Origin of the sequence: Halopseudomonas sp., from assembly GCF_041579695.1 — a bacterium.
In the GTDB taxonomy this organism is placed as follows: domain Bacteria; phylum Pseudomonadota; class Gammaproteobacteria; order Pseudomonadales; family Pseudomonadaceae; genus Halopseudomonas.
In genome coordinates this window covers 17643-42895 of the sequence record NZ_JBFGFI010000004.1, presented here as the reverse complement: position 1 = coordinate 42895, position 25253 = coordinate 17643, and the positions used below count along the sequence as shown (strand labels likewise).

The window sequence follows — 25253 nt, the reverse complement described above, 5'->3', positions numbered from 1 at the left end:
TCTGGACTCGTCTGGCGATAGGGTAGTTATGCGATGCAGGCCGACTGGCTGCGGCATAAAATCAATAGCGCAGGATACACCACCGGACCCCGGGCAGGTAGCCCATGCCATTCGTCGCCGAGGACCTGCGTAGACCGTGAGGACAACTATGCTCTTGGTAACAGGTGAGCGTTACGGCGCTTGCCGATCAACACCAGAGGAGATGTGTTTCATGAAAGGGACGGTACCCGAATCGCAAGATCGGAGCCGGGACTCCTCCTACGGACGACTGTTGCGTCGTCTGGATCAGGCAATGGACATGGCGTATACGCGCCAATGGATGGACGGAACCCCTCCGGTACTCACCGAACTGGAACTCAGTGGGTTGACGCAGGATGATCAGCGCCTGCTCTGGCGCATTCTCCAGGCACTGGAAACCACCATATCGCTGCCCAGCTCAGGTTCCGGCGTCAGCTCTGCGAGTTCTGTTGCGCACTACAATGCAGGCTGCGAGACAGGCCAGCACCATTAATCCCAGCGGCCAGTTACGCCAGCGCAGGTAGGGGGTAAGCCCGGTTCGCGGCTGCACCTGGCCATTGAGTACCGCCTGTTCGAATTGCGGAATACGCTTGGTGATCCGGCCCCGGTAATCAATCAATGCGGTAACGCCGTTGTTGGTGCTGCGTATCATCCAGCGGCCACTCTCGATGGCCCGCATGCGGGCCATCTGCAGGTGCTGCAGCGGCCCGATCGAACGACCGAACCAGCTGTCGTTGCTGATGGTGATCAGCAGTTCGCTTTGCGCAGCCAGGCGTGCGGCGAAATGCGGATACACCGCCTCGTAGCAGATGAACGGGGCCAGACGATAACCGGCTGCTTCCAACGGTTGTTGTGCGGCCGGTCCACGGGAAAAGCTCGACATCGGCAGGTCGAAGAACGCGATCAGCCCGCGCAGTACCTGCTGTAGCGGAACATATTCGCCGAAGGGCACGAGCTTGTGCTTGAGGTATTGTTCGTCCTCTTTACCTGCGACCATGATTGCATTATAGATTTGCAGCTCGCCGTTCTCGTATTCATCCACCGGTATGCCGGTAATCAACGTTGTGCCCTGTTCGCCCAGGCGTTTGGCCATCCCATCGGTGAATGCGCGGGCTTGGCTCTGCAGAACCGGGACGGCGGTTTCCGGCCAGACGATCAGGTCGACGGGTCCCTGGGCAATGCTCAGATCGCGATACAGGGTCAGGGTATGGTCGATGTGCGCCGGATCCCATTTGCGTGATTGCGGGATATCAGCCTGGATCAGGGCTACCGACAAAGGCGAACCGGTCGGCTGTGTCCATTCCAGGGTGATCAGCGCCCTGCCGCCGGCCCAGATGATCAACAGCAGTACCAGCCCGCCGGCCGCGGGGCGCAGACGCCGCCAGACCCTGGGCTCGCTCAACAGACAAGCAGTCAGAACACTGAGAAATCCAAGTAACCAGACGCCGCCGACCGGCGCCCACCCGGCCAGCCAGGTATCGGTATGCACGTATCCGTGGTACAGCCAGGGGAAGCCGGTGAGAAACCAGCCGCGGAACACTTCCTGCAGTACCCAGAGCGCGGCGAAGCCGACACAGGCGAGCCAGACGGAGCTGTTGGGGCGCAGCCAGCCTGCCCATACCCAGCTCATCAGCGCGATCACCAGCGCCAGACCGGCGACAAAGCCGGCGGTCAGCAGTCCGGCCAGAACCGGCGAGGCATAACCATGCACATGGATACTGATATAGACCCAGGAAACACCGCTGGCAAACAGCCCGAGGCCCCAGAACCAGCCGCGTAGAGCGGCCTGGCCGCGCGCTGGCTGCTTGAGCCCCTGGTACAGCAGCGCAGCCGAGAGCATGCCCAGCGGCCAGAGGCCGAACGGACTCAGCGCCAGGGTACTCAGGCAGCCAGCCAGCAGGGCAAGGATATGGCCCGGCCAGCCGGGTGCGCGAAGCCAGCGTAAAGGGGTGCTCAGCAGGGGCATGGGTTTCTCAGGACTCGACCAGGGTGACTCGCAGCAGGTGGACCCGACGACTGTCGGAATTGAGCACGCGCACGCGGAAGCCATCCAGCTCGACTACCTCATTGCGCCTCGGCAGGTGGCCGAATGCGTTCATCACCAGGCCGCCAACGGTATCGAACTCCTCATCGGGGAACTCGGTGCCGAAGTGCTCGTTGAAGTCCTCGATCGGGGTCAGACCCTTGACCAGGAAATCGCCGCTGTGCAGCGGCTTGATCTGACTGTCCTCATCGATATCGTGTTCGTCCTCGATATCGCCGACGATCTGTTCGAGCACGTCCTCGATGGTCACCAGACCCGATACGCCGCCGTACTCGTCAATCACGATCGCCATGTGATTGCGCGTGGCGCGAAATTCCTTGAGCAATACATTGAGGCGCTTGGATTCCGGCACGCAGGTGGCCGGACGGAGAATTTCCTTGATGTTGAAGCGCTCGGAATTTTCCTCGAGCAGCAGGGGCAGCAGATCCTTGGCAAGCAGAATACCCAGCACGTCATCCAGGCTCTCGCCGGTGACCGGAAAGCGCGAGTGCGCCGCCTCGATCACTTCGGGCAGGAATTCGCGCGGTGGCTGGCTCGCTTTGATGGTGATCATCTGCGAGCGGGGGATCATGATGTCGCGGACCTGCATGTCGGAGACCTGCAGCGCGCCCTCGATAATCGACAGGGCCTCGATATCCAGTACTTCGTTGGCATGCGCTTCGCGCAACAGTTCCAGCAATTCCTGGCGGTTCTTGGGTTCATGGACAAAAGCCTGGACTAGTTTGTCCAGCCAGGTCTTGTGTCCGTTGGTCGATCGATCTTCGCTCATGGTTCCTTTCTACTCGTTTCGGAAATGGGTACAGCGGTTTTGGTCAGTCTGAGGAATTGCTTCATGGAGACTCGCTCAGGTAGGGGTCAGCGATGCCCAGTTGTGCCAGCAGCTCGCGCTCGAGAGACTCCATGGTTTCGGCTTCGTCGTCGTCTATATGGTCATAGCCGGTCAGATGCAAGCAACCATGAATGACCATATGCGCCCAGTGCGCCTGTAGCGGCTTGTGCTGCTCGCGTGCCTCGCGCTCAACCACTGGGGCGCATATCACCAGATCGCCGAGCAGAGGGATATTCAGTTCCGGTGGCAGGTCCGCCGGGAACGAGAGCACGTTGGTCGGAGAGTCCTTGTGCCGATAGTCGCGGTTCAGGCTCTGGCTTTCTTCTTCGTCAACCAGGCGGATGGTAAGTTCATGGCCGGGGCGGTCACGCAGTGCCAGCCCGGCCCAGCGCCTGAAGCTGTCGTCGTCGGGCAGCTCGGAGGACTCGGACGCACGCTGGATATCCAGCTCCAGAGGTGCTGGCTCAGGACTCATTGCTGCGCTCCTTGCGCTCGCCTTCCTGACGCAGTTCGAAGCGATCGTAGGCCTCGACGATGCGCTGGACCAGCGGATGACGTACCACGTCCTTGGACTTGAAATGGGTAAAACCGATGCCCTTGACGTCCTTCAACACCTCCACCACGTGCGACAGGCCCGACTTGGTGCCGCGCGGCAGGTCGACCTGGGTCACGTCACCGGTAATCACCGCAGTGGAGCCGAAGCCGATGCGGGTCAGGAACATTTTCATCTGCTCCAGGGTGGTGTTCTGGCTTTCATCCAGAATGATGAAGCTGTTATTCAGCGTGCGACCGCGCATGTAAGCCAGCGGAGCCACTTCGATCACCTGTTTTTCGATCAGCTTGGCAACGTTCTCGAATCCCAGCATTTCGTACAATGCGTCATACAGCGGGCGCAGGTAAGGGTCGATTTTCTGCGCCAGATCGCCGGGCAGGAAACCGAGCTTCTCGCCAGCCTCGACCGCCGGGCGCACAAGCAGAATCCGCCGTACCTGCTCGCGCTCCAGCGCATCCACCGCGCAGGCGACCGCCAGATAGGTCTTGCCGGTACCGGCCGGACCTATGCCGAAATTGATGTCGTATTCCTGGATCGAGCGCACATAGTTCTGCTGGTTGGGCCCGCGCGGCTGAATCGCCATTCGCCGCGTGCGCAACACCACCGGACCGCCGGCACTGTTGTGCAGCGTTTCGCTGAGGTTTTCCAGGCCGGACTCCTGCAAAAACAGGTGGACGGTGTCAGGAGTCAGTTCGGCGTTGTCGCGGGTTTCCCGATAGAGCTGGCGCAGCACGGCTTCGGCGGAACGGGCGAGCTCGGGATCGCCGATCAGCTCGAACTGGTTGCCGCGGTTGCGCACCTCGATGCCCAGGCGCTGCTCGATGAGCAGGAGATGTTCATCGAACTGGCCGCAGAGACTGGCCAGGCGGCGTGGATCGACGGGTTCGATGCTGAAACGGTGTATGTGCAGGGGAGCGTTCAAAATGATCTGTCAGTAACCTCGTTGGAGTCCGGAATTCACAGCATAGCGCGCTACAGGCACGATGCAAAGAGGCCGCGATCAGCGGTCTGCGCGCACCCTGGGTGCGCGCTCCGGGGGAGTTGTGGGGTATTTTCAATGGACGGTTCGGTGCTCGGCTCAGTGGACGGTCTCGGCCACCAGCGTGCCGCGCAGGGAGTGCGGCAACGCCTCATCAATAGCTACGTCAACGAACTGGCCGATAAGGCGCGGGTTGTCGCAGCGGAAGTTGACGATACGGTTGTGCTCGGTCCGGCCCTGGAGCATGCCTGGGTCCTTCTTCGAATAATCGCTGACCAGAATGCGCTGCACGCTGCCAACCATGCGCCGGCTGTTCTCGAAGCCCTGCTGATTGAGACGATTCTGCAGTATCTGCAGGCGCTGCTTCTTGACCTCGGTCGGCGTGGTGTCGGGCAGATCGGAGGCCGGCGTGCCGGGCCTGGCGCTGTAGATGAACGAATAGGAGAAATCGAAGCCGACGTCCTCTACCAGTTTCATGGTCTGCTCAAAATCCTTGTCGGTCTCGCCGGGAAAGCCAATGATGAAGTCCGAGCTGAGGATCATGTCCGGCACCGCAGCGCGCAGCTTGCGCACCCGCGACTTGTATTCCAGGGCGGTGTGATTGCGCTTCATGCCGGCGAGTATCCGATCGGACCCGGACTGCACTGGCAGGTGCAGATACTTGACCAGTTCCGGCACCTCGGCGTGGGCGCGGATCAGACTGTCGGAAAATTCCAGCGGATGCGAGGTTGTGTAACGGATGCGGTCGATGCCATCGATCTCGGCTATCACCCGGATCAGATCGGCCAGATCGGCGATAGTGCCCTCGTGGGTCTGGCCACGGTAGCCGTTGACGTTCTGCCCCAGCAGGGTGATTTCGCGTACGCCGTTCTCGGCCAGGTGGATGCACTCGGCAAGCACGTCGTCGAATGGGCGGCTGACTTCTTCACCGCGGGTATAGGGCACAACGCAGAAGCTGCAGTACTTGCTACAGCCTTCCATGATGGAGACAAACGCAGTCGGGCCATCAACCCGCGGTTCCGGCAGGCGGTCGAATTTCTCGATTTCCGGAAAGGAAACATCGACCTGCGGCTGGTGGCTGGTGCGCGCGGCATTGATCATTTCGGGCAGGCGGTGCAATGTCTGCGGGCCGAATACCACATCAACATAGGGCGCACGGTCGCGGATTGCCGCCCCTTCCTGGCTGGCCACGCAGCCACCGACACCGATGATCAGGTCCGGATTCTTTTCCTTCAGGGGACGCCACCGGCCCAGCTCGGAAAAAACCTTTTCCTGCGCCTTTTCGCGAATCGAGCAGGTGTTGAGCAGAATAATATCGGCTTCATCCGGGCGATCGGTCATTTCCATCGCCTGGTTTTCGCCGAGCAGGTCAGCCATGCGCGAGCTGTCATACTCGTTCATCTGGCAACCGTGGGTCTGAATAAAGAGTTTCTTGGCCATGGGATGCGCTGGGCGTAGCCTCGTCAAAAGCGAAATTATACACCGATGGGGGAGCCGATGTCCTGTGCTGTGGTATCATCCGCGCCCGTCGGACGCAGTGAGCCGGCTCGCTTGCCACAGGTTTTTACAGTTCAGCTATGAGCAAAGACAAACAACCGATATTCCGCGTGATCTTCCTTAATCAGGGGCAGGTTTACGAGCTGTATGCGCGCAACATATTCCAGAGCGACCTCTGGGGCTTCTTGGAAATAGAAGAACTGCTCTTCGGAGAGCGTTCGCAGTTGCTGGTCGACCCGGCAGAAGAGAAACTCAAGACGCAGTTCGAGGGCGTGGAGCGCAGCTTCATACCCCTGCAATCGATCGTGCGGATTGATGAGGTCGAGCGTATTGGGCAGGCGAAGATCAGCGAAGCGAAGGGCGGTGGCAACGTGATGAACTTTCCGATGCCGCCGCCGGGCTGACCAGGCGTCGAGCACCCGGCCGCAAGCATTCAGGGGATTTCGGGCGTTTCTTCCCCGGTGGGAACTGACGGTCCGATCGGGGCTGGCGGCTGACTCTGCAGCTCCTGCAGCTGTTCTTCACGCAGTTGCATCAGATAATCGCGAAACAGCGTGCCCAGTACATGGGTCGCCACGGATAACTCTTCCTCGTTCATCTGCAGCTCGATCCGGTCACTGGCATCCATCGCCGCTTCTTCGCCGTTGACCGCCGACATTTTCAGGATGATGTAGGCCTGGGGCAGGTTGCGGGTGACGCCTTCGCCCTGATAATGCATCAGGCCGAGCCGGTACTGGGCCCGCGGATGGCCCTGGATCGAAGCCCGCTCGAACCACTTCAGCGCCTTTTCGATGTCGCGCTCGATACGCTCGCCCTGGTAGTAGAACTCACCCATCTCGTACTGCGCCTGCAGGTCTCCGGCGGTTGCGGCGGCGCGGCAGGCTTCAATCGCCAGCTCCAGGCTTTCGTCGTCCACACGGTTAAATGCGCACCGCTCATCTGTGCTGATCAGCAGCGGTTTACCGTTCTGCTCCTGCGCCTGCACCGCGGGGTGGGCGACGCCGGCCAGCACGCAGGCGAAGAGCAGATGTCTGGGCAGCGAAATGATCATGACTGTGTTGAGGCCTCGGGTCCGGTGGGGGTCTGGTGGTCATTGTGCGCCTGTTCGGCGAGCACGCCAACAGCCAGTCCGGCCGCGACAAAGCCGGGCACCAGCCAGCTTGCATAGGTGGAGGCGTCTAGCAGACTCAGCAGCGGCAGCCGGTCAGCAAGGCCGCCAAGCATCGCGGGCGCCAGCAGGCAGACAATCGCTGCCAGACAGAGGATGCCCACCCGGCGATCACGTCCGACATTGAGCACTGCACTGATACCCAAAGCGCCAGCGCCGATCAGGCTGACCAGCCAGAGATAGCCGCTCTGCCATTCCAGATAACGTGACAACTCATAGAAGACCAGGATGCCGAGAATGATGCGGCTCCAGACCATCGGTTTCCAGCGCCAGCCACTGGCCAGATACAGGCATGCAAGGCCCAGCAGTGGCAGACTCATGTGCTGCGCCGCGAGACCCATCATGCGCTGGGCATGTTCGACACTATTGTTGCCGAGCCCCCACTGGGCGAGTGCCAGCGGCAAGGCGCTGCTGGCGACCAGGATCAGAGCTACCAGGCTGGCGGTTATTGCGCCGCGAGCACCCTCGCGCCGGTCGGCGCGACGATTCCATAACCAGAAACACAACAGCAGCAAACCGACTGCCAGTACCAGGTAGACGATGGCGGTCATAGGGCAGCAAAGGCCTTTTCCGCAGCGTCCAGGGTGAGCTTGAGCTCTGTCTCGCCATGGGCGATCGAGGTGAAGCCCGCCTCGAAAGCGCTGGGCGCGAGATAAACCCCGCCAGCGAGCATCAGATGGAAGAAGCGCTTGAAGCGCTCCACATCGCCGGCCATCACGTCGTCAAAGGTAAGAATGTCATCGGCGCCGGAGAAATACAGACCGAACATGCCGCCAGCCTGGGTAGTGACGAAGGGGATGGAGGCGGCATCTGCCCGCTCCTGCAGACCGGCGAGCATGCGGCTGGTGTAGGCGGTCAGTTCGGCATGGAAGCCGGGACGGTTGAGCAGCTTGAGTGTGGTCAGGCCAGCGGCCATCGCCAACGGGTTGCCTGACAGCGTGCCGGCCTGGTAGACGGGGCCCATCGGTGCAATCACCTCCATTATCTCGCGCTTGCCCCCGAAACAGCCCACCGGCATGCCGCCGCCGATAATCTTGCCAAAGGTGGTCAGGTCCGGTGTGACGCCGTAGTGCGCCTGGGCGCCGCCGAGCGCGACGCGGAAGCCGGTCATCACCTCGTCGAATATCAGCACCACGCCGTGCTGGTCGCACAGGCTACGCAAGCCCTCAAGAAAGCCGGGCACCGGTGGCACGCAGTTCATGTTGCCGGCTACCGGCTCGACGATAATGCAGGCGACGCTGCTGCCCAGTTCGCCGAGCATGGTTTCCACCGCGGCAATATCATTGAAGGGCAGAGTCAGCGTGTGCTTGGCAAAATCTGCGGGCACGCCTGCGGAGCTGGGTACACCCTGGGTCAACGCGCCGGAGCCGGCTTTGACCAGCAGGCTGTCGGAGTGGCCGTGGTAGCAACCCTCGAACTTGATGATGTTATCGCGTCCGGTATAGCCGCGAGCCAGGCGAATGGCGCTCATGGTCGCTTCGGTGCCGGAGCTGGTCATGCGCACCATTTCCATCGATGGCACCAGGCTGCAGACCAGGTCGGCCATCTCGGTTTCCATTGCCGTCGGCGCGCCGAAGGACAGGCCGTGCTGCAGCTGCTCGCGTACCGCGTCGAGCACGGCCGGATGGCTGTGGCCAAGAATCATCGGACCCCAGGAGCCGACGTAATCGACATAGCGGTTGTCGTCCTCGTCGACCACATAGGCGCCCTCAGCGTGCTTGAAGAACAGTGGCGTGCCGCCGACGCTCTTGAACGCACGCACCGGGGAATTCACGCCGCCGGGGATGTGTTTCTGGGCATGGGCAAACAGGGTTTCGGAGCGGGACATGGAGTGTTCCTTCAAGTTGACTGGAAGAGTTCGGTAAAACCGCGGGCGCGGCGCTCGACTTCGCTTGCGCTGGGCGCGCCAAACAGGCCATTGATCACGGCCAGCATTCTGGCGCCGGCACCGATGAGTTGCGGGGCGTTGTGCAGGGTAACCCCGCCGATGGCGACTATCGGCAGGTCGAAACGCCGGCGGGCCTGTTCGAGCAGTACGGGCGTTGCTTGCGGCGCGCCGGGCTTGGTAATCGACTGGAAGAAGCGGCCGAAGGCAATGTAGCTGGCTCCGGCGGCTTCGGCCTCGGCGGCGAAATCCAGATCGGCGTGGCAGGTCGCGCCGATAATGGCGTGCTCACCGAGTTGCGCGCGCGCCTCGCGCAAGCAGCCGTCATCCCGGCCCAGGTGCAGCCCCACGCCCAGTTCGGCGGCCAGCTTCAGGTCGTCATTGATGATCAGGGTTGCGCCGTAGTAATGGCAGAGGCCTCTCAGTTGCCGTGCCTCCTCGAGGCGCCTTGCCGCATCGGCAGATTTATCCCGGTACTGCAGCACGCGCGCGCCACCTGCCAGGGCAGCATCTACCCAGGGCAGCAGCTTGTCCGGGGGGAGCAACTGGCTGTCGGTAACGGCGTACAGGCCGCTGAGCTGTTCACTCATGAACAGAAATCCAGCGGCAGACGGCGCGGCACATATTGACCGATACCCGGCTGCTCGGCATCGCGCAATGTGCGCCAGGTATAGTCCAACGCCGAGCGTACTGCGCTGACCAGTTCCTCGCCGAGCGCCAGGCGTCCGGCCAGTGCGCTGGCGAGCGTGCAGCCCGAGCCGTGGTAACTGCCCGGCAGACGCTGGCAGGTGAAGGTGTGCTGACTGCCGTCCTGGCAATACAGCCGGTTGTGAATTTCGCGCTCGTCGCCGTGTCCGCCGGTAATCAGCAGATGGCGACAGTAGGGCAGCAGTCTGGCGGCACATTCGTCGGCTGTGCCCTCTGGCAGCTCGGCAAGAATACGTGCCTCAGGCAGGTTGGGTGTGGCGATCAGCGCTATGGGCAATAACTGTTCACGCAGTGCAAAGGCAACATCGTCCTTGCCCAACGAACCGCCACCCCCTGCGCGCAGTACCGGATCACAGACCAGGGGCAGATCGGGGTGCTCCTGCATCAGCTCTAGCACCGTCTCCACCATCGATAGGTTGCCGAGCATGCCGAGCTTAACCGCCGATACCGGCATGTCCTCCAGCACCGCGTTGGCCTGGGCCAATACCCACTCACGGTCAAGTACGCGAAAATCGCTGACGTCCACGGTGTTCTGTACCGTCAGGGCGGTGATGGTTGGTGCCGCATGGCAGCCCTGGGCGATCAATGCTTCGATATCGGCCTGCAGGCCGGCGCCGCCGCTGGGATCGTGGCCGGAAAGGCAGAGGACAACAGGACGGAAAGGGAGTAGTGTTTTCATGGGCTAAGCTTATCATCATGCGTCAGGCGCCGGCAGGGGAGCGGGCCAGCTTTTGCGATACAGAAAATAAATACAGAGAACATATAATGGAGCGAGCATGCGAGCGATAGACCAGTGGTTCGATCAGTATGGCGAGAGCCACCACAATCCGATAAACAAACTGCTGCACTGGATCTGCGTGCCGCTGATCACCTTTGCGGTGCTGGGCATACTCTGGGCGATCCACCCCTGGGTGTCGCTGATCGCGGTGGCCGCAGCCATGGCATTCTATGTCATGTTGTCCTGGCGGATAGCCGCAGTGATGCTGGTAATCAGCCTGCTGATGCTGTTGATTTTGTGGAATATGGATGTGGTGCTGTTGCCTAGCATCGCGATTTTTGTGCTGGCCTGGATCGGCCAGTTCATCGGACATCATCTGGAGGGCAAGAAGCCGTCCTTTTTCAAGGATATGCAATTTCTGCTGATCGGGCCCATCTGGCTGATAGGTGCCTTATTTCGCACGCTGGGGCTACGTTACTAGGCGGTAGTGTGGTGGCCTCGCTTTAAACTGGCACCCTCAATTCCCGCCATTGGCCTGGCTGAAGATCCCCCAGCGTCCACTCGCCTATCTGCACCCGCACCAGTCGCAGCGTCGGCAAGCCCACAGCGGCGGTCATCCGGCGTACCTGGCGGTTGCGTCCCTCGCGGATGGTGATGCTCAGCCAGCTGGTCGGAATGCTGGCTCGATAGCGTACCGGCGGATGACGTGGCCACAGCTCGGGTTCGGCTATCTGCTCGACTTCGGCCTGCCGCGTAGGGCCGTCCTTGAGTTGTACTCCCCTGCGAAGCTGTTCCAGTTGATCCTCGGACGGCAGCCCCTCGATCTGCACCCAGTAGGTTTTTGCCAGCTTGTGCTTCGGATCGGCAATGCTTGCCTGTAATTGACCGTCGTTGGTCAACAGCAACAGTCCTTCACTATCGCGATCCAGACGGCCTGCGGGATAGATGCCGGGCATATCGACATAGTCCTTGAGCGTCTGCCGGCCCTGGCCATCGGTGAACTGGGTGAGCACATCGAAGGGTTTGTTCAGAGCGACAAGCAGGGTGACGGCCGGTCGTGGCTGCGCCTTGCGCCGCGTTTTTGCTGGCTTTGTGGAAGCTGTAAGAGCAGGGCGCCGGGGGCTTTTGGGAGTCATTAACAGACCTGACAGTTGGTTGGCAGATGATGCTAGTGCGGGCCGGAGGGTGTGTCGAGCCACTTCTCCACGAAAAAACGCGCGTCGTGCTCCCGGAAGTGGCCGAGTTGAAACTCGGCCGAGAGGAGTCGAACGCTACTTCGTTATTCCAGATGGAGCTCGGCCTTCGCTCAGAACAATCAACTGCCCGGTGTCGCCCTCGCGACCAGTGCGGCTGCGTCCGTACCGCGCGGCAATGTGCCGTAGGCCCGCCCATGGCCGGCCAGGCGGCTGGCGATAAAGGCGCCGGATACCACGTCATTGCCAGCTTCCAGCAGCAGTTTTGCCTGCAGCCCCACGGCTACGTCTTCGGTCAGTTGGCGGGCGCGGTACTGGATGTCGTCGGTATCACTGAAATCTACCTTGATCTTCTCGATGTGCCGGGTCAGGTGCGGATCTCCATGGCCATCGCCCAGTTCGCTGAACAACACCTCCAGCACCCCCGGTTCCTTGGACAGCGCGCGCAACACGTCCAGACACTGTACGTTGCCCGAGCCCTCCCAGATCGAGTTGACCGGCGCCTCGCGATATAGCCGGGGCATGATGTTTTCTTCCACATAGCCGGCGCCGCCAAGGCATTCCTGGGCTTCATTGATCATTCCCGGGGCACGCTTGCAGATCCAGTATTTGCCGATCGCGGTAACCAGGCGGGCAAACTTCTTCTCATGCTCGTCGCTGCTGCTGTCGATTGCCTTGCCCATGCGCATGGTCAGCGCCAGTGCCGCCTCGCTCTCGAGCGCCAGATCGGCGAGCACGTTCTGCATCAATGGCTGCTCGGCCAGTGGCCGGCCACCTACCGAGCGGTGCGAGCAGTGGTGTGTGGCCTGGGTCAGGGCCTGGCGCATCAGCGAGCTGGAGCCGATCATGCAGTCGAAACGGGTCAACGAGACCATTTCGATAATGGTCGGGATGCCGCGTCCTTCCTCGCCGACCATCCAGGCCAGCGCACCACGGTACTCGACTTCGCTGGAGGCGTTGGCCCAGTTGCCCAGCTTGTTTTTCAGGCGCTGGATATAGAACTGGTTGCGGCTGCCGTCGGGCCTGTGACGCGGCAGCAGGAAGCAGCTCAGGCCCTTTTCGGTCTGAGCCAGCGTCAGGAAGGCATCGCACATGGGCGCCGAGCAGAACCACTTGTGGCCGACCAGTTCGTAGGCCTGCCCAGGGCCACCGGCGCCGACCGGGTGCGCGCGGGTAGTATTGGTGCGCAGATCGGTGCCGCCCTGTTTCTCGGTCATCGCCATGCCGATGGTGGCGCCGGTCTTGCGCTCGATCGGCAAGTTACGCGGGTCATACTGGCGCGACAGGATCTTCGGCAGCCAGACCTCAGCGAGATCCGGTTGCATTCGCAGGCTGGGAATACAGGCGTAGGTCATGGTCATCGGGCAGCAGGTGCCTGACTCGATCTGGTTGTGCAGATACATGCTGGCGGCGCGCGCTACATGGGCGCCGGGCCGCGGGTCGGTCCAGGGCGCAGATGTAATGCCCTGGGCGATGCCTGCACCCATCAGTTCATGGTATGCCGGATGAAACTCGACGACGTCGATGCGGTTGCCGAAGCGGTCATGGCTCTTGAATACCGGCTTGTTCTCGTTGGCCAGAAAGCCCGCCTGCATCAGCGGTTCGCCGGTCAGTTCACCGTAGGCTGCCAGCTCTGAATCTGCCCACTCACCGCCGAAACGGCGTACCCACTCCTGCAATGGCAGATCGGCGCGGTACAAGTTGACGCCTTCCAGCGGCGGAGCCTGATTGGTCACTTCATGGGTTTCGGCGTACAGCTCGGCGTGGCTAGAGGGTTGCATTGACAGACTCCTTGGCGCCCAGGGAGCGCAGACAGAAAAGGGTGAGGGCGCGGGTGACGCTTTCCAGGCTCTCGCTGGGCAGGCCGCTGGCCCGCAATGCCCGGGCCTGGGGGGAAAGCGGCCCGATCAGTGATTCCGCAACGGTGCCTACCATGCAGGCGGCCGTGACAGGGATATTGGGAACATCGAAGCTGCCGTCCTCGTTGCCCTGGCGGATCAGCCGGGTAAAGAGTTCGGCATAGGCCTCGCGATAGCGCAGGCGCTGGGCATCTACTTCGGCTTCAACCGGCTCGGCTATCAGCGCATAGGCCAGTTGGCGGCTATGCCAGGCCCGTGCGGCGAACTGGGTGATTCCCCGACGCAACCTGTGCGCCGCGTTACCCTGGCCAAGAAACGCGGTCTTGAGGCTGTCGATTTCGACCCGTGTGGCACGCGCGAAGACCTCGCAGGCCAGCGCTGCCTTGCCGGGAAAGTGCCGATACAGGCTGCCGGTCGCAATTCCTGCGCTTTCGGCCAGGGAATTCATCGTCAGCGCCGCGAATCCACCTTCGGCCACCTGATGCAGGGCGCAGCCTAGAATGTGTTCACGTAGGGCCTGATCGCGTTCCAGGCGGGCTTCGGTAGTGCGGTAGGCCATGGTCTGAATCCTGATTCATTTGTATGTAGTGAATCAGGATTCAGAATTTGGTGCAGGGGATATTAACGACAAACAGGGCGGCAATTCAGCCGCCCACCTGTTCGATGATGATCGCCTTGATGACGAAACCGATGACACCCAGTCCCAGGGCCAGGAACAGGATTGCGGTGCCGTAGCGACCGGCTTTGGATTTTTTTGCAAGATCCCAGACGATGTAGCCCATGAATGCCACCAGGGCAAAGATCATCAGGGGCATGGCGATGGCTTCGAACTGTTGATAATCCACAGTAACTCCCTCAGGGCGTGCGTCGTTGGACGTGAGCCGTTGGCTTGGGTGGGTATTATAACGGTTTCATACCGGGTGACCTGCGGCGCCTCGTCGCATGGCGCCGCTGCTCAAACCTTGTGCAGATGGCCGAGCGGCAGTTCGGTGCTGCCAACAATCTGGTTCAGGACGAAGCTCGAGCGCACGCTGGAAACCCCCTCGATGCGAGTCAGCCGGCCGAGCAGGAACTGCTGGTAATGCTCCATGTCGGGCACCACCACCCGTAGCTGATAATCAGCGTCCATGCCCGTCACCAGACAGCAATCGAGAACCTCCGGACACTCGCGGATCGCGGTTTCGAACCCGGCGAAACGCTCGGGGGTGTGACGGTCCATGCCGATCATCACGAAAGCGGTGAGCGTCAGACCCAGATGCCGGGGATCGAGCAGGGCCACCTGGCGACGGATGAAGCCGCTGTCTTCCAGCTGCTTGACGCGTCTGGAGCAGGGCGAGGGCGAAAGCCCGATATGTTCTGCCAGTTCCTGATTGCTGATGCGAGCGTCGTGCTGCAGGGCTGCCAGAATCTTCAGGTCATAGCGATCAAGATTGTGTTCATTCATCAGCTGTCGATCCTTTATTGCTGCAATACCGTAATATTGGAAATAATATTGCGGTTCCTTAGTATAACAGGACAATATTAGGCAAGAAATGCTGCCAGGGGCCGGGTATCATGGTCCCAAGTTCGAAGCCAAGGCCGGTTCGTCCAGCCCGCTCCCTTATCCGGGGAGAGGGAGGCAAAAATCCTACCGGATTCTCGCCAGCCGGCCTCCCAGCCCACAAGGTTCGGGTACAGGCAGCCTCCCACCCGGATGCATGAAGGACGCCATGAGAACGGCCGGCTCCCCAGGAAGCCGGCCGTTCTTGTTTGCGGCAACGGACTACACAGGGTCGGTATGAATCAGCACATCGACCTGCGGAAAGCGTTTCTCCAGCGCTGCGCGCACGGCTTCGCCCAGTTCATGGGCGTCAGCCAGAGCCATCTGCGCAGGCAGCTCCACATGCATCTGCATGAACCAGTGATGCCCCGACTGCCGGCTACGAAAGTCATGCACGTCCACCACGCCGGGAACCGCGCGCGCCAGGGCCAGGGCTTCAGCGCGCACCTCATCGGGCAGTTCGTGATCCATCAGGATCTGTATCGCGTCCAGCCCGATACGCAAGGCGCTATAGGCGATGTAAAGCGCTATCGCCAATCCCATCAGCGCGTCGGCGCGGCGAATGCCATAAGCCGCCAGCAGTAATGCGACGATCACACTGGCGTTGAGCAGCAGGTCCGAGCGGTAATGCAGCGCGTCGGCAGTGATAGCAGTCGATCCGGTGCGCGTGATCACATGCCGCTGCACGGCGAGTAGGCCGAGCGTGGCGATAATTGAAAGAATCATCACGCCGATGCCGAGCCAGGTAGCGGCGATGGGCTGCGGATCGAGCAGGCGCTCGATACCTTGCAGCAGCACGAGCAGTGCCGAGCCGGTTATGAACGCCGCCTGGGCCAGCCCCGCCAGCGCCTCAGCCTTGCCATGGCCGAAGCGGTGTTCACGATCAGCGGGCTTGAGGGCATAGCGCACCGCGAACAGATTGATGATCGAAGCGGCGCTGTCCATCAGCGAGTCGATCAGCGAGGCCAGGATGCTCACCGAGCCAGACAGCATCCAGACGCCGCTCTTCAAGGCTATGAGCCCGAGTGCAACCGCTACCGAGGCGTAGGTAGCGAGTTTCAGCAGGCGTTCCCGCTCGGGTAGTTCCAGATAGGCTGGCTGGCGCATCAGGCGCGCGGCGGCAGCCCCAGAGCTGCCAATTGCTCAGCGCCCGGGCGGTTCAGTTGCTGCGCCTGTTCAAGCGGAAGCTCGACACCGGTTTCCTGATGAATAAGGGTTTTCAGCCTGGCGGCATCTACCTGTCCATCTGGCCCGACAGTCTTGTGCAGTTTTTCCGGCGCAATGCTGTAACGCGCATCGGGCAGATAAATGGCGCCAGTGGCGAAATCCACTGCGAAGGCAATTACCCCAGGCACCAGATAGAACAACAGACCGATGCCATTGAGGATCGCAACGCCCGGATCGATCTGGCCACTGATCTGACCACGGCGCTCGGGATAGAACACCGTGCCGCACGCAGCCAATTGGCTTGCCAGCGCGGCAGCTACCAGTGCGCAGGCAACAGATTTGATTCGCATCATCGACCTCCAGAAAAAGACTCGCACAAAAATAGAAAGAAACGGGACTACCCGCCGCAACCCCGATTCCTTACCCGGTATTGCATACCGCGTATGATAGCGGTTTTTAGCCATGGCGCCGTATTCGCATGCACGATTTGCCCGTTACCCTGATATTGCCGCAGCTTGCTGGCGCATTGGCCGAGAATCCGGCCGTGGTGCTGCAGGCGCCGCCGGGTGCAGGCAAAACCACCTTAGTGCCGCTGGCGCTGCTCGACAGTTCCTGGTTGGCGGGGCAGAAGATCATCATGTTGGAACCGCGCCGCCTGGCCGCGCGTGCGGCTGCGGAACGACTGGCGCATCTGCTCGGCGAGCCGGTAGGCCAGACTGTCGGTTATCGCATCCGCTTGGAAAGTCGGATCAGTGCAGCAACCCGAATTGAGGTGGTTACCGAGGGCATTCTGCAGCGGCTGCTGCAGGCCGATCCCGAACTGCCCGGGGTAGGTCTGGTAATCTTCGACGAATTTCACGAACGCAGCCTCGATGCCGACCTGGGTCTGGCGCTCTGTCTGCAGACGCAGCAGTACCTGCGCGATGATCCTCCGCTCAAATTGCTGGTCATGTCGGCCACGCTGGATGCCGCAGCAGTATGCGAGCTGCTTGATGGCGCCCCGTTGATCAGCAGTCAGGGGCGTCAGTACCCTGTGGATGTGCGCTATGGCAATCCGCTGCGTCCGGGTCATCCGGTAGATTCCGTGGTGGTCCAGGCCACGCTGCAGGCGCTCGCCGAAGAAAGCGGCAGCCTGCTGGTATTTCTGCCCGGTGTCGGCGAAATCCGCCGGGTCGAGCGCCAGCTCCATGAGGTTCTGGGTGAGAGACCTGATGTGAAGGTCGTACCGCTGCACGGTGAGCTGGATTTCGCCAGTCAACGGCTTGCGATCGCGCCTGCAGCGGCGGGCCAACGCAAGGTCGTGCTGGCCACCTCAATTGCCGAGACCAGCCTGACCATCGAGGGTGTGCGTGTAGTCATAGATTCGGGCCTGTCGCGTCAGCCAGCTTTCGATCCGGTATCAGGCATGACGCGGCTGAACACGGTGCGTGTTTCCCGGGCAGCAGCCGATCAGCGCGCCGGTCGCGCCGGCAGACTGGAGCCGGGCGTGGCCTACCGCTTGTGGTCGGCCAGCCAGCAGGATCAACTGGCGGCCCGCAGTGAGCCGGAGATACTCCAGGCCGACCTTGCTCCGCTGGCGTTGCAACTGGCGGGTTGGGGAATACAGAGCCCTCAGGAGCTTGCCTGGCTGGACCCGCCGCCTTCTGCGGCCCTGGAGCAGGGCCGGGAATTGCTCGAACGCCTCGGCGCCCTGGTTCGCAGTGATAACGCCTGGCTGCCGACACCGCATGGCAATGCGATGGCCGAATTGCCGATGCATCCGCGCCTGGCCCACATGTTGCTGCGGGGCCGGAGTCTGGGGCTGGGCGAAATGGCCTGCCGTGTGGCGGCGATTGTGAGCGAGCGCGACCTGTTACGCGGCGCGGATGATGCAGACCTGACCCGCCGTCTGGCGCTGTTCGAAGATCCCCGGGCGGAGTCATCGGCCGACCGCGGCGCCCTGCAACGGGCGCGAACCCTGGCCAGGCAATGGCAGCGGCTGATGGAGCGCATGCCCATCCTCAAACCGGTAGCTGATCAAAGTGACGAATCCTGGGCCGGAGTTCTGCTCGCCATGGCGTATCCAGACCGTATCGCCAGTCGGCGCGGGGAGCCGGGCAGCGAATATCGGCTGGCCAATGGCCGGGCCGCAGCGTTCGCCAGTGTCGACAGCCTGCAGAGCAGACAATGGCTGGCAGTAGCCAGTCTGGGTGGGCATGCAGGACAGGCCAGCGCACGGATCTTTCTCGCCGCCGCACTGGAGCCGGCGCTGATCGAAACTTACCTGCCAGAGTTGCTGGCGAGCCGCGATACCCTGGAATGGGACGCCCGTAGTGAAACCCTGGTCGCCGAGCGTCAGCAGATGCTCGGTTCCCTGGTATTCAGCCGCCAGTCGCTGGCGCAGATTGATCCGCAGCAACGTAGCCAGGCGTTATGCCAGGTAGTGCGCCGTCAGGGCCTGGTATTGCTGCCCTGGACCCCGGCCTTGCGGCAATGGCAGGCGCGCGTCGCGCTGTTACGCGAGCTTGATCTGCAATCGGCGACCGACAGTACCTGGCCTGATCTCTCCGACCAGGCGTTGCTCGATACGCTGGAGCATTGGTTGGCGCCCTGGCTGGGCAAGGTCACCCGCCTGGCGCATTTCAACAACCTGGATCTCGGATCCATTCTCACAGGCCTGCTGCCCTGGCCCTTGCCGCGAGAGCTGGAGGAGCAGGCGCAAACCCACTGGACGGTGCCAACAGGTTCGCAAATACGTATCGACTACAGCGAAAGCCCGCCGGTGCTGGCCGTGCGCCTGCAGGAGATGTTCGGTAGCACCGCCACGCCGCGTATCGCTGGCGGACGCGTGGCACTCAAGCTGCACCTGCTATCGCCCGCCAGGCGGCCGGTGCAAGTGACGCAGGATCTGGCCGGCTTCTGGACCGGTAGTTACCTGGAAGTAAAGAAGGACATGAAAGGTCGTTACCCCAAACACTACTGGCCTGACGACCCCCTCCAGGCAGAGCCGACCAGCCGCGCAAAGCCGCGCAAAAACTGATAGCGCTCAGCAAACCACGCATCACGCCGATGCCAGCCGAGCGCACGGCCAGGCGGGGTGGAGAAAGTGTCTGAAACAGGGGCGTTTCTGACAAGCCTTCATGGATGGATTTACGGCGGCTTTCGCAGCCCTGCCAGGCTGTGAGCTCCCCCACGCCGAACCCCGATAAACGACATTGAACCGGGCCGCGACAGCGATGACCGGATCCTACCCACTTTCAGTCTGCGCAGCCCAAGATTACAATCCCCGCCCCGAGTCTTCAGCTTTCACCCCGCAGCGGAGTTCCTATGGAAAACACCAGCCAGATTCTCGATCGCAGTGCCGACCTTCTTACCGGCCGGCGCGTCTTGCTGGTCAATCCCCCGGCCGATGACCTGGTCAGCAGCATCAACGCCGACTGGCAGGTATGGACCTGGGACTGGTCGACCCAGCGAAGCCTGGCCGGTCAGCTTGATGAAGCGAATCTGAGTTTCTCGCACCTGTGTCCGCAGACCGAGGGTCTGGAGGCCGCGGTTCTGGTTGTGCCCAAGGCGCTGGAGCGCGCCGAATACGCACTGGCACAGATAGTGCCTCTGCTACCTGCGGGCTGTCCGCTGTATCTGGTGGGGGAAAAGAAAGGCGGAATCAGTCGCGCCGAAAAACTCATGCAGCCCTATGGCACGGGTCCAGAAAAGCTCGACTCGGCCCGGCACTGCCAGCTCTGGCGCATGGCCGTGAATGGTGATGTGGCACCGTTCGATCTCAATCACTGGCAACGCGAGATCCGTATCGAGCTGGAAGACCAGACCATCGAGCTGGTAAGCCTGCCCGGGGTGTTCAGCCATGGCCGCCTCGACGAGGGCAGCCAGCTGTTGCTGGAAGAATTGGCACCATTGCCCGCCGGCAAGGTGCTCGACTTTGGCTGTGGCGCCGGCGTGCTGACCACGGCCCTGGCCCGGCGTAATCCCGCCAGCAGTTTCGAGATGGTCGACGTCGACGCACTGGCGTTGTACTGCGCCCGTGAGACGCTGACACGCAACGCGGTGGAGGCCGATGTCTATCCGTCCGACGGGCTCAGCGACGTGCACGGACGGCTCGCTGCGGTAGTCAGCAATCCGCCATTTCATACCGGTATCAAGCACGACACCAGCGTCGCCGAGCGCTTCTTCGAGCAGATCACCCGCAATCTGTTGCCAGGCGGTGAGATGCGTATCGTCGCAAATGGCTTTCTGCGCTACCCAGTGCTGATCGAGGCGCATATCGGACCCTGCGAAGTGCTGCGCGAGAACAACCGGTTCAAGGTTTACTCGGCCGTCGCGCCCGGTTGACCCTGCACATAGTGTGGGTTACATTTGCGCCCGTCTTGGGGGAGTAGTCTCTCGATAGAGGCAAGTATCAACACAATTGGTCCGCAGACCATGGTACTTGCGACCCGCCGTCGCCCATCCATTTGGGGCCCGCCGGGTTTGACGAGACCTTTGACATGTATCGACCCACCGGGGGCGGGGGGTCGTTACGTGTCAATGGTTGATCTGGCCCGCCCTCTCAGGAAATCTCGTGGAATCCTTTCTGGTCTCGACCGGTATCGTTGCCCTGGCTGAAATTGGCGACAAAACGCAATTGCTCGCCCTGGTACTGGCCATGCGCTTTCGTCGGCCCTGGCCAATTGTTCTCGGTATTCTCGTCGCCACCCTGGCCAACCACGCCCTCGCCGGTGCGTTGGGGCAGGTGGTCAGTGCGCTGCTGACCGACACCTGGTTGTACGGCATCCTCGCCGTCTCCTTTCTCGCCGTAGCTGCCTGGACCCTGGTGCCGGACAAGCTCGACGATGACGACACCCCGCCAATCAGCCATTATGGCGCCTTCATGGCGACTCTGGTCGCCTTCTTCCTGGCCGAAATGGGCGACAAGACCCAGGTGGCCACCGTCGTGCTGGCGGCCCAGTTCGAAACCTATGTATGGGTCGTGCTGGGCACCACGCTGGGCATGATGCTGGCCAACGTTCCGGTAGTGTTCATGGGCAATGCCGCAGCGGCAAAGCTGCCGCTTCGTCTGATTCGCAGCATCGCGGCATTCGCCTTCCTGCTGATGGGGCTGTATGCCGGCTGGCTGGCGCTGGCGGCCAGCTAGGCAAAAAAAAGCCGGGGGCTGCATAGCGCCTCCGGCATGCTGGTCCTGAGCGTTAGGCTCAGCGGTTTGGCTGGGGCGTCATCCGCAGATAGGGCTTGACCGTACGGTAGCCCTTGGGGAAGCGGCGCTTGATCTCTTCCTCGTCCTGCAGCGACGGAACAATGACCACCTCGTCGCCGTCGACCCAGTTGCCTGGTGTGGCGCATTTGTAGTTGTCGGTGAGCTGCAGTGAATCGATCACGCGCAAAATCTCGTGGAAATTGCGCCCGGTGCTGGCCGGGTAGGTGATCATCAGACGCACTTTCTTGTTCGGATCGATAATGAACAGCGAGCGTACCGTCAGCGTATCGCTGGCATTGGGGTGGATCAGGTCATACAGGTCCGATACCTTGCGGTCATGATCGGCAATGATCGGAAAGTTGACCACGGTGTCCTGCGTCTCGTTGATGTCGTTGATCCAGCGCGTGTGCGATTCGACCGGATCGACCGACAAGGCTATTGCCTTGACGCCGCGCGCCGCGAACTCGTCCTTCAGTTTTGCCGTCAAGCCCAGCTCAGTCGTGCACACCGGCGTAAAGTCAGCCGGGTGGGAAAACAGCACAACCCAGCTGTCGCCGATCCAGTCGTGGAAGCGTATCTTGCCTTCGCTGGAATCCTGTTCGAAATCGGGGGCTATGTCGCCCAGTTTGATGCTCATGTTCTATCTCCTCTCAGATGAAGTCTGCAGTCGCGACAGGCTTAAGCCTAGACAGGCTTTTGCGTTTTCGCCCGGCGCACTGCAGTCGACCGGTATCCATTCATTGCCGGTTACCCGTTGCCAGCTATTTTCAGCGTTTGGTCGACGCCTCATATAAGGGTCTGACTCTTGGAATGGCATCCCGCAGGGCTTCGATCCGGCCACCCGGAGAGGGGTGGGTGCTGAGAAACTCCGGCGGTCCGCCGCCCGATGCGCTGGCCATTTTTTGCCAGAGACTGATCGCTGCTTCCGGCTTGTAGCCGGCGCGAGCGCCCAGTTCCAGACCGATCAGATCGGCTTCCGCTTCGTTCGACCGGCTATGGGGCATCATTACCCCATACTGCACGGCGGCACCAGCGATCTGCTGGGTGCCACCCTCTAATCCGAGCAGGGCACTGCCGATCTGCAATGCTAATTGTGATGCGCCCGCGCGCGAGCTGGCTTCACGGCCGTGTTCACGCAAGGCGTGGGCGATTTCATGGCCCATGATCTGGGCAATCTCCGCGTCGGTCAGCTGCAGCTTGTCGACAATGCCGGTGTAGAACAGGATCTTGCCGCCCGGCAACACACCAGCGTTGATCTGCTCGCTCTTGATCAGGTTGACCTCCCAGTTCCAGTCTCTTGCATCGGGACGAAAATGGGTGACCTCGGGAATCAGATGGGTGGATATCCGGCGCAGACGATTGAGCATCTGACGATCGGTATTAAGAACACCTTTGGCGCGAGCCTCGGCCAATATTTTGGCGTACGATTGCGCCGCCATTTTGTTGACTTCTACAGAAGATGGACCGCCCAGCATGTACTGCTTACGGTCGACGCCCACTGCGCCGCCCTCGGTGGTTTGGACTGCCTGGCACCCTGTCAGGATCAGCAGGGGCAACAAAAGTAATATGAGACGAGTACGCATTGCGGATAATCCTGTGTTGTTGGGGCGACTGATTCGGTCGCCTGATCTGTTTGCATTGGCTCCAGTGTGCATCTAATTGGCACCAGCCAGTGGATTAAAATTCACAACGGCCGAAAAATCGAGTTGAAGATCTGCGCCAATCAGCCGATATCACCCAATGGAACCAGTCCAGTCGGAGCAATGCATGAAATTCAAGTCCATTCAGTCTGCCATCGTGGTGCTCGCAGGGGCCTGCCTGTTCGTTGCCGTGGGTCTGGTAACGCTCTACAGCATCAACTCTGCTGATCGCAGTCAGCGTTTCGTACAGGATAGCAGCCGCGAGCTGATCGAGCGTCAGGTCGAGAGCCGTCTGACCGCAGTGGCTGCGGCCGAAAGCCAGCGTATACGGCGGCGCCTGAGCGATCCGTTCATGATCGGCGGACAGCTTGCGGAGCTGAACCGCCTGCTTGGCGAGATCGAGCCCGATGGTCTGTCCACGCTGATGATGAGCCGCGAGGAAATGGTTCGCGTCCTGCGTAATACGCTGGAACAGAACCCGGAGTTGCTGGGCGTCTATGTGGGCTGGGAGCCCAACGCGTTCGATGATATGGACCAGTACTTCGAGGGCGTGGAAACCGATGGCTATGACGGTAGCGGTCGTTTCATGCCCTGGTGGTTCCGCAACGCCGAAGGAGAATTGGAGCTGGCCGCCCTGGCAGATCTGGAAAGCGAGACCCTGACTGCCACCGGGGTGCGCGAAGGCGAGTACTACCTGTGCCCGCGCGACACCCTCAAGCCCTGTGTCAGCGATCCCGCGCCCTACGATCTGGGCGGGACTCAGGTGATGCTGTCTTCGTTCACGGTACCGATCATTTCCGAGGGCGAGTTCCGCGGTATTGTCGGTGTCGATCTTTCCCTGGATTTCATCCAGCAGACCCTGCAGCAGGGCAACGCCGACCTTTTCGACGGCCGCGGGGAGCAGGCGCTGATCAGCAGCAACGGTCGACTTGTTGCTTATACCGGAGAAGGCGCGCGCCCAGGTGATCCGGCAAGTCAGATTCTAGATGCCAACGAAATTGCCAACCTCAAGTCGCTGGGGGACGAGCTGATTTACGATATCGACCAGGCAGGCGGCCACATAGAGTTGGTCATGCCGGTACCGATCGGTGAAACCGGTACAAGCTGGACCCTGATGATTACGTTGCCGCTTGACGCAGTAATGCAGGATGTGAACCTGCTGAATGAGGAACTGGAGTCGCGCCAGGCAAGCGACATGCTCACCCTGATTGCGATTGGCGTGGTGATCGCATTGGCCGGTCTGGTCGTGATGATCCTGCTGGGTCTCAGTCTGGCGCGGCCGGCCCGCAGGCTGGTGGCGATGCTTGATGACATTGCCCAGGGAGAAGGGGATCTGACCAAGCGGCTGACGGTGGATCGCAATGACGAGCTGGGCGCGATCGCCAAAGGGTTCAATAGCTTTCTGGACAAACTGCAGGCGATGATTCGCGAGGTCGTCGGCTCGGTCGCCCAAGTGACCGACGCGTCGGAGAATACCGCCGACATCGCAATGCGCACCAACGACGGCATTCAGCGTCAGTTGAGCGAGATCGACCAGGTGGCCACTGCGGTTACCGAGATGACCGCAACTGCCCAGGATGTGGCCCGTAACGCCTCCCAGGCGGCGGAAGCGGCGCGCAACGCCGACGGCTCTGCCAGCCATGGGCGCGATGTGGTCAAAGCCAGTGCGGCGGCCACATTGAGTCTGGCCGAAGATATCAACAAAGCAGTAGCCAGTGTGCAATCGCTCGCGCGCGACAGCGAAAACATTACCGGTATTCTGGCGACGATTCGCGGTATAGCCGAGCAGACCAACCTGCTGGCGCTGAACGCGGCGATCGAGGCTGCCCGCGCTGGCGAGCAGGGCCGCGGTTTTGCCGTGGTGGCTGACGAGGTGCGCAATCTGGCGCAGAAGACCCAGAGCTCGACCGAAGAAATCCAGACAATGATCGAGCAATTGCAGAAGGGAACCCGTGATACCGTCAAGGTCATGGAGCAGAGCCGTTCGCGCACAGAGGAGAGCGTGTTGCAGTCTGAAGAGGCCGATGCGGCGCTGACCTCGATCACTCAGGCGGTTTCCATCATCACCGAGATGAACACCCAGATCGCCAGCGCGGCTGAAGAGCAGAGCGCGGTAGCCGAGGATGTGAATCGCAATGTGGCGACCATCGACCAGGTGGCCAAGTCGGTTGCCGGTGGCGCGCAGGAAGCATCCGAGGCCAGTGCCGGTCTGACCCGCCTGGCCGAACAGCAGCGCCGGCTGATCAATCAGTTCAAGGTCTGATCAG

26 protein-coding genes and 1 riboswitch are annotated in these 25253 nt (G+C 61.3%); of the genes, 7 read left to right on the top strand and 19 right to left on the bottom strand.

The window, feature by feature from the left end:
• Positions 1 to 211: 211 nt before the first annotated feature.
• Positions 212 to 511, top strand: coding sequence for a hypothetical protein (locus tag ABYA88_RS02115; RefSeq protein ID WP_373185046.1), 300 nt, complete (start codon positions 212 to 214; stop codon positions 509 to 511).
• Here ABYA88_RS02115 and lnt read toward each other — a convergent pair.
• From lnt to miaB, 5 genes are all read right to left on the bottom strand, one after another.
• On the bottom strand, positions 437 to 1984 hold the full coding sequence (gene lnt, locus ABYA88_RS02110) for an apolipoprotein N-acyltransferase (protein ID WP_373185044.1): 1548 nt from the start codon (positions 1982 to 1984) through the stop codon (positions 437 to 439). The genes ABYA88_RS02115 and lnt overlap by 75 nt on opposite strands.
• A 7-nt stretch (positions 1985 to 1991) precedes the next feature.
• The gene (locus ABYA88_RS02105) at positions 1992 to 2831 is read right to left on the bottom strand and encodes an HlyC/CorC family transporter (RefSeq protein WP_373185042.1); all 840 of its coding nucleotides are present in this window, start codon (positions 2829 to 2831) and stop codon (positions 1992 to 1994) included.
• Between the two features lie 61 nt (positions 2832 to 2892).
• Positions 2893 to 3366 (bottom strand): rRNA maturation RNase YbeY, encoded by a 474-nt coding sequence (gene ybeY, locus ABYA88_RS02100; protein WP_373185040.1) that lies wholly within the window; start codon positions 3364 to 3366, stop codon positions 2893 to 2895.
• Entirely contained in the window at positions 3356 to 4366 is a 1011-nt protein-coding gene (locus ABYA88_RS02095; protein ID WP_373185038.1) for a PhoH family protein, read from the bottom strand. The genes ybeY and ABYA88_RS02095 overlap by 11 nt, the downstream gene beginning before the upstream one ends.
• A 156-nt stretch (positions 4367 to 4522) precedes the next feature.
• A complete protein-coding gene (gene miaB / locus ABYA88_RS02090) occupies positions 4523 to 5863 on the bottom strand; it encodes a tRNA (N6-isopentenyl adenosine(37)-C2)-methylthiotransferase MiaB (protein WP_373185036.1) in 1341 nt (446 codons plus the stop codon).
• Positions 5864 to 6000: 137 nt separating this feature from the next.
• On the opposite strand from miaB, the gene ABYA88_RS02085 reads away from it, so the two are divergent.
• Positions 6001 to 6324 (top strand): DUF1820 family protein, encoded by a 324-nt coding sequence (locus tag ABYA88_RS02085; protein ID WP_373185034.1) that lies wholly within the window; start codon positions 6001 to 6003, stop codon positions 6322 to 6324.
• Positions 6325 to 6353: 29 nt separating this feature from the next.
• Here ABYA88_RS02085 and ABYA88_RS02080 read toward each other — a convergent pair whose 3' ends face one another.
• From ABYA88_RS02080 to ABYA88_RS02060, 5 genes are read right to left on the bottom strand one after another with little or no spacing between them, the layout of a single operon-like run.
• Entirely contained in the window at positions 6354 to 6971 is a 618-nt protein-coding gene (locus tag ABYA88_RS02080) for a tetratricopeptide repeat protein (protein ID WP_373185032.1), read from the bottom strand.
• Complete coding sequence (locus tag ABYA88_RS02075; RefSeq protein WP_373185030.1) at positions 6968 to 7639, bottom strand: hypothetical protein; 672 nt, start codon at positions 7637 to 7639, stop codon at positions 6968 to 6970. The genes ABYA88_RS02080 and ABYA88_RS02075 overlap by 4 nt, the downstream gene beginning before the upstream one ends.
• On the bottom strand, positions 7636 to 8916 hold the full coding sequence (hemL, locus tag ABYA88_RS02070; RefSeq protein ID WP_373185028.1) for a glutamate-1-semialdehyde 2,1-aminomutase: 1281 nt from the start codon (positions 8914 to 8916) through the stop codon (positions 7636 to 7638). The genes ABYA88_RS02075 and hemL overlap by 4 nt, the downstream gene beginning before the upstream one ends.
• Before the next feature lie 11 nt (positions 8917 to 8927).
• Positions 8928 to 9563 (bottom strand): thiamine phosphate synthase, encoded by a 636-nt coding sequence (gene thiE / locus ABYA88_RS02065; RefSeq protein WP_373185026.1) that lies wholly within the window; start codon positions 9561 to 9563, stop codon positions 8928 to 8930.
• The gene (locus ABYA88_RS02060; protein WP_373185024.1) at positions 9560 to 10360 is read right to left on the bottom strand and encodes a hydroxymethylpyrimidine/phosphomethylpyrimidine kinase; all 801 of its coding nucleotides are present in this window, start codon (positions 10358 to 10360) and stop codon (positions 9560 to 9562) included. The genes thiE and ABYA88_RS02060 overlap by 4 nt, the downstream gene beginning before the upstream one ends.
• Before the next feature lie 97 nt (positions 10361 to 10457).
• On the opposite strand from ABYA88_RS02060, the gene ABYA88_RS02055 reads away from it, so the two are divergent.
• Positions 10458 to 10880, top strand: coding sequence for a DUF962 domain-containing protein (locus ABYA88_RS02055; RefSeq protein WP_373185023.1), 423 nt, complete (start codon positions 10458 to 10460; stop codon positions 10878 to 10880).
• Between the two features lie 22 nt (positions 10881 to 10902).
• Here ABYA88_RS02055 and ABYA88_RS02050 read toward each other — a convergent pair whose 3' ends face one another.
• From ABYA88_RS02050 to ABYA88_RS02020, 7 genes are all read right to left on the bottom strand, one after another.
• A complete protein-coding gene (locus ABYA88_RS02050) occupies positions 10903 to 11535 on the bottom strand; it encodes a pseudouridine synthase (RefSeq protein WP_373185021.1) in 633 nt (210 codons plus the stop codon).
• Positions 11536 to 11714: 179 nt separating this feature from the next.
• Complete coding sequence (locus ABYA88_RS02045) at positions 11715 to 13373, bottom strand: acyl-CoA dehydrogenase family protein (RefSeq protein WP_373185019.1); 1659 nt, start codon at positions 13371 to 13373, stop codon at positions 11715 to 11717.
• Positions 13360 to 14010 (bottom strand): TetR/AcrR family transcriptional regulator, encoded by a 651-nt coding sequence (locus ABYA88_RS02040; protein WP_373185017.1) that lies wholly within the window; start codon positions 14008 to 14010, stop codon positions 13360 to 13362. Before ABYA88_RS02040 ends, ABYA88_RS02045 begins: the two co-directional genes overlap by 14 nt.
• An 85-nt stretch (positions 14011 to 14095) precedes the next feature.
• On the bottom strand, positions 14096 to 14296 hold the full coding sequence (locus ABYA88_RS02035) for a DUF2788 domain-containing protein (protein ID WP_373185016.1): 201 nt from the start codon (positions 14294 to 14296) through the stop codon (positions 14096 to 14098).
• Between the two features lie 110 nt (positions 14297 to 14406).
• Positions 14407 to 14895, bottom strand: a complete 489-nt coding sequence (locus ABYA88_RS02030; RefSeq protein WP_373185014.1) for an Lrp/AsnC family transcriptional regulator — start codon at positions 14893 to 14895, stop codon at positions 14407 to 14409.
• Positions 14896 to 15213: 318 nt separating this feature from the next.
• On the bottom strand, positions 15214 to 16098 hold the full coding sequence (locus ABYA88_RS02025; RefSeq protein ID WP_373185012.1) for a cation diffusion facilitator family transporter: 885 nt from the start codon (positions 16096 to 16098) through the stop codon (positions 15214 to 15216).
• Complete coding sequence (locus ABYA88_RS02020; RefSeq protein ID WP_373185118.1) at positions 16098 to 16508, bottom strand: polyribonucleotide nucleotidyltransferase; 411 nt, start codon at positions 16506 to 16508, stop codon at positions 16098 to 16100. The genes ABYA88_RS02025 and ABYA88_RS02020 overlap by 1 nt, the downstream gene beginning before the upstream one ends.
• A gap of 128 nt (positions 16509 to 16636) precedes the next feature.
• Between ABYA88_RS02020 and hrpB the strand changes: the two genes are divergently transcribed.
• The 3 genes from hrpB (at position 16637) to ABYA88_RS02005 (ending at position 21286) form a co-directional block, all read left to right on the top strand.
• Positions 16637 to 19177: an ATP-dependent helicase HrpB gene (gene hrpB, locus ABYA88_RS02015; RefSeq protein ID WP_373185010.1), complete on the top strand. Its 2541-nt coding sequence runs from the start codon at positions 16637 to 16639 to the stop codon at positions 19175 to 19177.
• A 287-nt stretch (positions 19178 to 19464) separates the two neighbouring features.
• Positions 19465 to 20484: a methyltransferase gene (locus ABYA88_RS02010; protein WP_373185008.1), complete on the top strand. Its 1020-nt coding sequence runs from the start codon at positions 19465 to 19467 to the stop codon at positions 20482 to 20484.
• A gap of 26 nt (positions 20485 to 20510) precedes the next feature.
• A riboswitch (yybP-ykoY riboswitch) is annotated at positions 20511 to 20623 on the top strand.
• A 90-nt stretch (positions 20624 to 20713) separates the two neighbouring features.
• On the top strand, positions 20714 to 21286 hold the full coding sequence (locus ABYA88_RS02005) for a TMEM165/GDT1 family protein (RefSeq protein WP_373185006.1): 573 nt from the start codon (positions 20714 to 20716) through the stop codon (positions 21284 to 21286).
• A gap of 58 nt (positions 21287 to 21344) precedes the next feature.
• On the opposite strand, the gene ABYA88_RS02000 is transcribed toward ABYA88_RS02005, so the two are convergent.
• Together ABYA88_RS02000 and ABYA88_RS01995 are read right to left on the bottom strand one after the other, a co-directional pair.
• Entirely contained in the window at positions 21345 to 21983 is a 639-nt protein-coding gene (locus ABYA88_RS02000; RefSeq protein WP_373185004.1) for a peroxiredoxin, read from the bottom strand.
• Between the two features lie 130 nt (positions 21984 to 22113).
• Positions 22114 to 22929 (bottom strand): M48 family metallopeptidase, encoded by an 816-nt coding sequence (locus ABYA88_RS01995; protein ID WP_373185002.1) that lies wholly within the window; start codon positions 22927 to 22929, stop codon positions 22114 to 22116.
• Between the two features lie 184 nt (positions 22930 to 23113).
• Here ABYA88_RS01995 and ABYA88_RS01990 point away from each other — a divergent pair, with 184 nt between their 5' ends.
• Positions 23114 to 25249 (top strand): methyl-accepting chemotaxis protein, encoded by a 2136-nt coding sequence (locus ABYA88_RS01990; RefSeq protein WP_373185000.1) that lies wholly within the window; start codon positions 23114 to 23116, stop codon positions 25247 to 25249.
• Positions 25250 to 25253: the final 4 nt, after the last annotated feature.

What these genes read in the sequence shown, in the direction of transcription:
- ABYA88_RS02115 (WP_373185046.1), top strand. Translation starts at nt 212, where the DNA reads ATGAAAGGGACGGTACCCGAATCGCAAGATCGGAGCCGGGACTCCTCC.
- lnt (WP_373185044.1), bottom strand. Translation starts at nt 1,984, where the DNA reads ATGCCCCTGCTGAGCACCCCTTTACGCTGGCTTCGCGCACCCGGCTGG.
- ABYA88_RS02105 (WP_373185042.1), bottom strand. Translation starts at nt 2,831, where the DNA reads ATGAGCGAAGATCGATCGACCAACGGACACAAGACCTGGCTGGACAAA.
- ybeY (WP_373185040.1), bottom strand. Translation starts at nt 3,366, where the DNA reads ATGAGTCCTGAGCCAGCACCTCTGGAGCTGGATATCCAGCGTGCGTCC.
- miaB (WP_373185036.1), bottom strand. Translation starts at nt 5,863, where the DNA reads ATGGCCAAGAAACTCTTTATTCAGACCCACGGTTGCCAGATGAACGAG.
- ABYA88_RS02085 (WP_373185034.1), top strand. Translation starts at nt 6,001, where the DNA reads ATGAGCAAAGACAAACAACCGATATTCCGCGTGATCTTCCTTAATCAG.
- ABYA88_RS02080 (WP_373185032.1), bottom strand. Translation starts at nt 6,971, where the DNA reads ATGATCATTTCGCTGCCCAGACATCTGCTCTTCGCCTGCGTGCTGGCC.
- ABYA88_RS02075 (WP_373185030.1), bottom strand. Translation starts at nt 7,639, where the DNA reads ATGACCGCCATCGTCTACCTGGTACTGGCAGTCGGTTTGCTGCTGTTG.
- hemL (WP_373185028.1), bottom strand. Translation starts at nt 8,916, where the DNA reads ATGTCCCGCTCCGAAACCCTGTTTGCCCATGCCCAGAAACACATCCCC.
- thiE (WP_373185026.1), bottom strand. Translation starts at nt 9,563, where the DNA reads ATGAGTGAACAGCTCAGCGGCCTGTACGCCGTTACCGACAGCCAGTTG.
- ABYA88_RS02060 (WP_373185024.1), bottom strand. Translation starts at nt 10,360, where the DNA reads ATGAAAACACTACTCCCTTTCCGTCCTGTTGTCCTCTGCCTTTCCGGC.
- ABYA88_RS02055 (WP_373185023.1), top strand. Translation starts at nt 10,458, where the DNA reads ATGCGAGCGATAGACCAGTGGTTCGATCAGTATGGCGAGAGCCACCAC.
- ABYA88_RS02050 (WP_373185021.1), bottom strand. Translation starts at nt 11,535, where the DNA reads ATGACTCCCAAAAGCCCCCGGCGCCCTGCTCTTACAGCTTCCACAAAG.
- ABYA88_RS02045 (WP_373185019.1), bottom strand. Translation starts at nt 13,373, where the DNA reads ATGCAACCCTCTAGCCACGCCGAGCTGTACGCCGAAACCCATGAAGTG.
- ABYA88_RS02040 (WP_373185017.1), bottom strand. Translation starts at nt 14,010, where the DNA reads ATGGCCTACCGCACTACCGAAGCCCGCCTGGAACGCGATCAGGCCCTA.
- ABYA88_RS02030 (WP_373185014.1), bottom strand. Translation starts at nt 14,895, where the DNA reads ATGAATGAACACAATCTTGATCGCTATGACCTGAAGATTCTGGCAGCC.
- ABYA88_RS02025 (WP_373185012.1), bottom strand. Translation starts at nt 16,098, where the DNA reads ATGCGCCAGCCAGCCTATCTGGAACTACCCGAGCGGGAACGCCTGCTG.
- ABYA88_RS02020 (WP_373185118.1), bottom strand. Translation starts at nt 16,508, where the DNA reads ATGCGAATCAAATCTGTTGCCTGCGCACTGGTAGCTGCCGCGCTGGCA.
- hrpB (WP_373185010.1), top strand. Translation starts at nt 16,637, where the DNA reads ATGCACGATTTGCCCGTTACCCTGATATTGCCGCAGCTTGCTGGCGCA.
- ABYA88_RS02010 (WP_373185008.1), top strand. Translation starts at nt 19,465, where the DNA reads ATGGAAAACACCAGCCAGATTCTCGATCGCAGTGCCGACCTTCTTACC.
- ABYA88_RS02000 (WP_373185004.1), bottom strand. Translation starts at nt 21,983, where the DNA reads ATGAGCATCAAACTGGGCGACATAGCCCCCGATTTCGAACAGGATTCC.
- ABYA88_RS01995 (WP_373185002.1), bottom strand. Translation starts at nt 22,929, where the DNA reads ATGCGTACTCGTCTCATATTACTTTTGTTGCCCCTGCTGATCCTGACA.
- ABYA88_RS01990 (WP_373185000.1), top strand. Translation starts at nt 23,114, where the DNA reads ATGAAATTCAAGTCCATTCAGTCTGCCATCGTGGTGCTCGCAGGGGCC.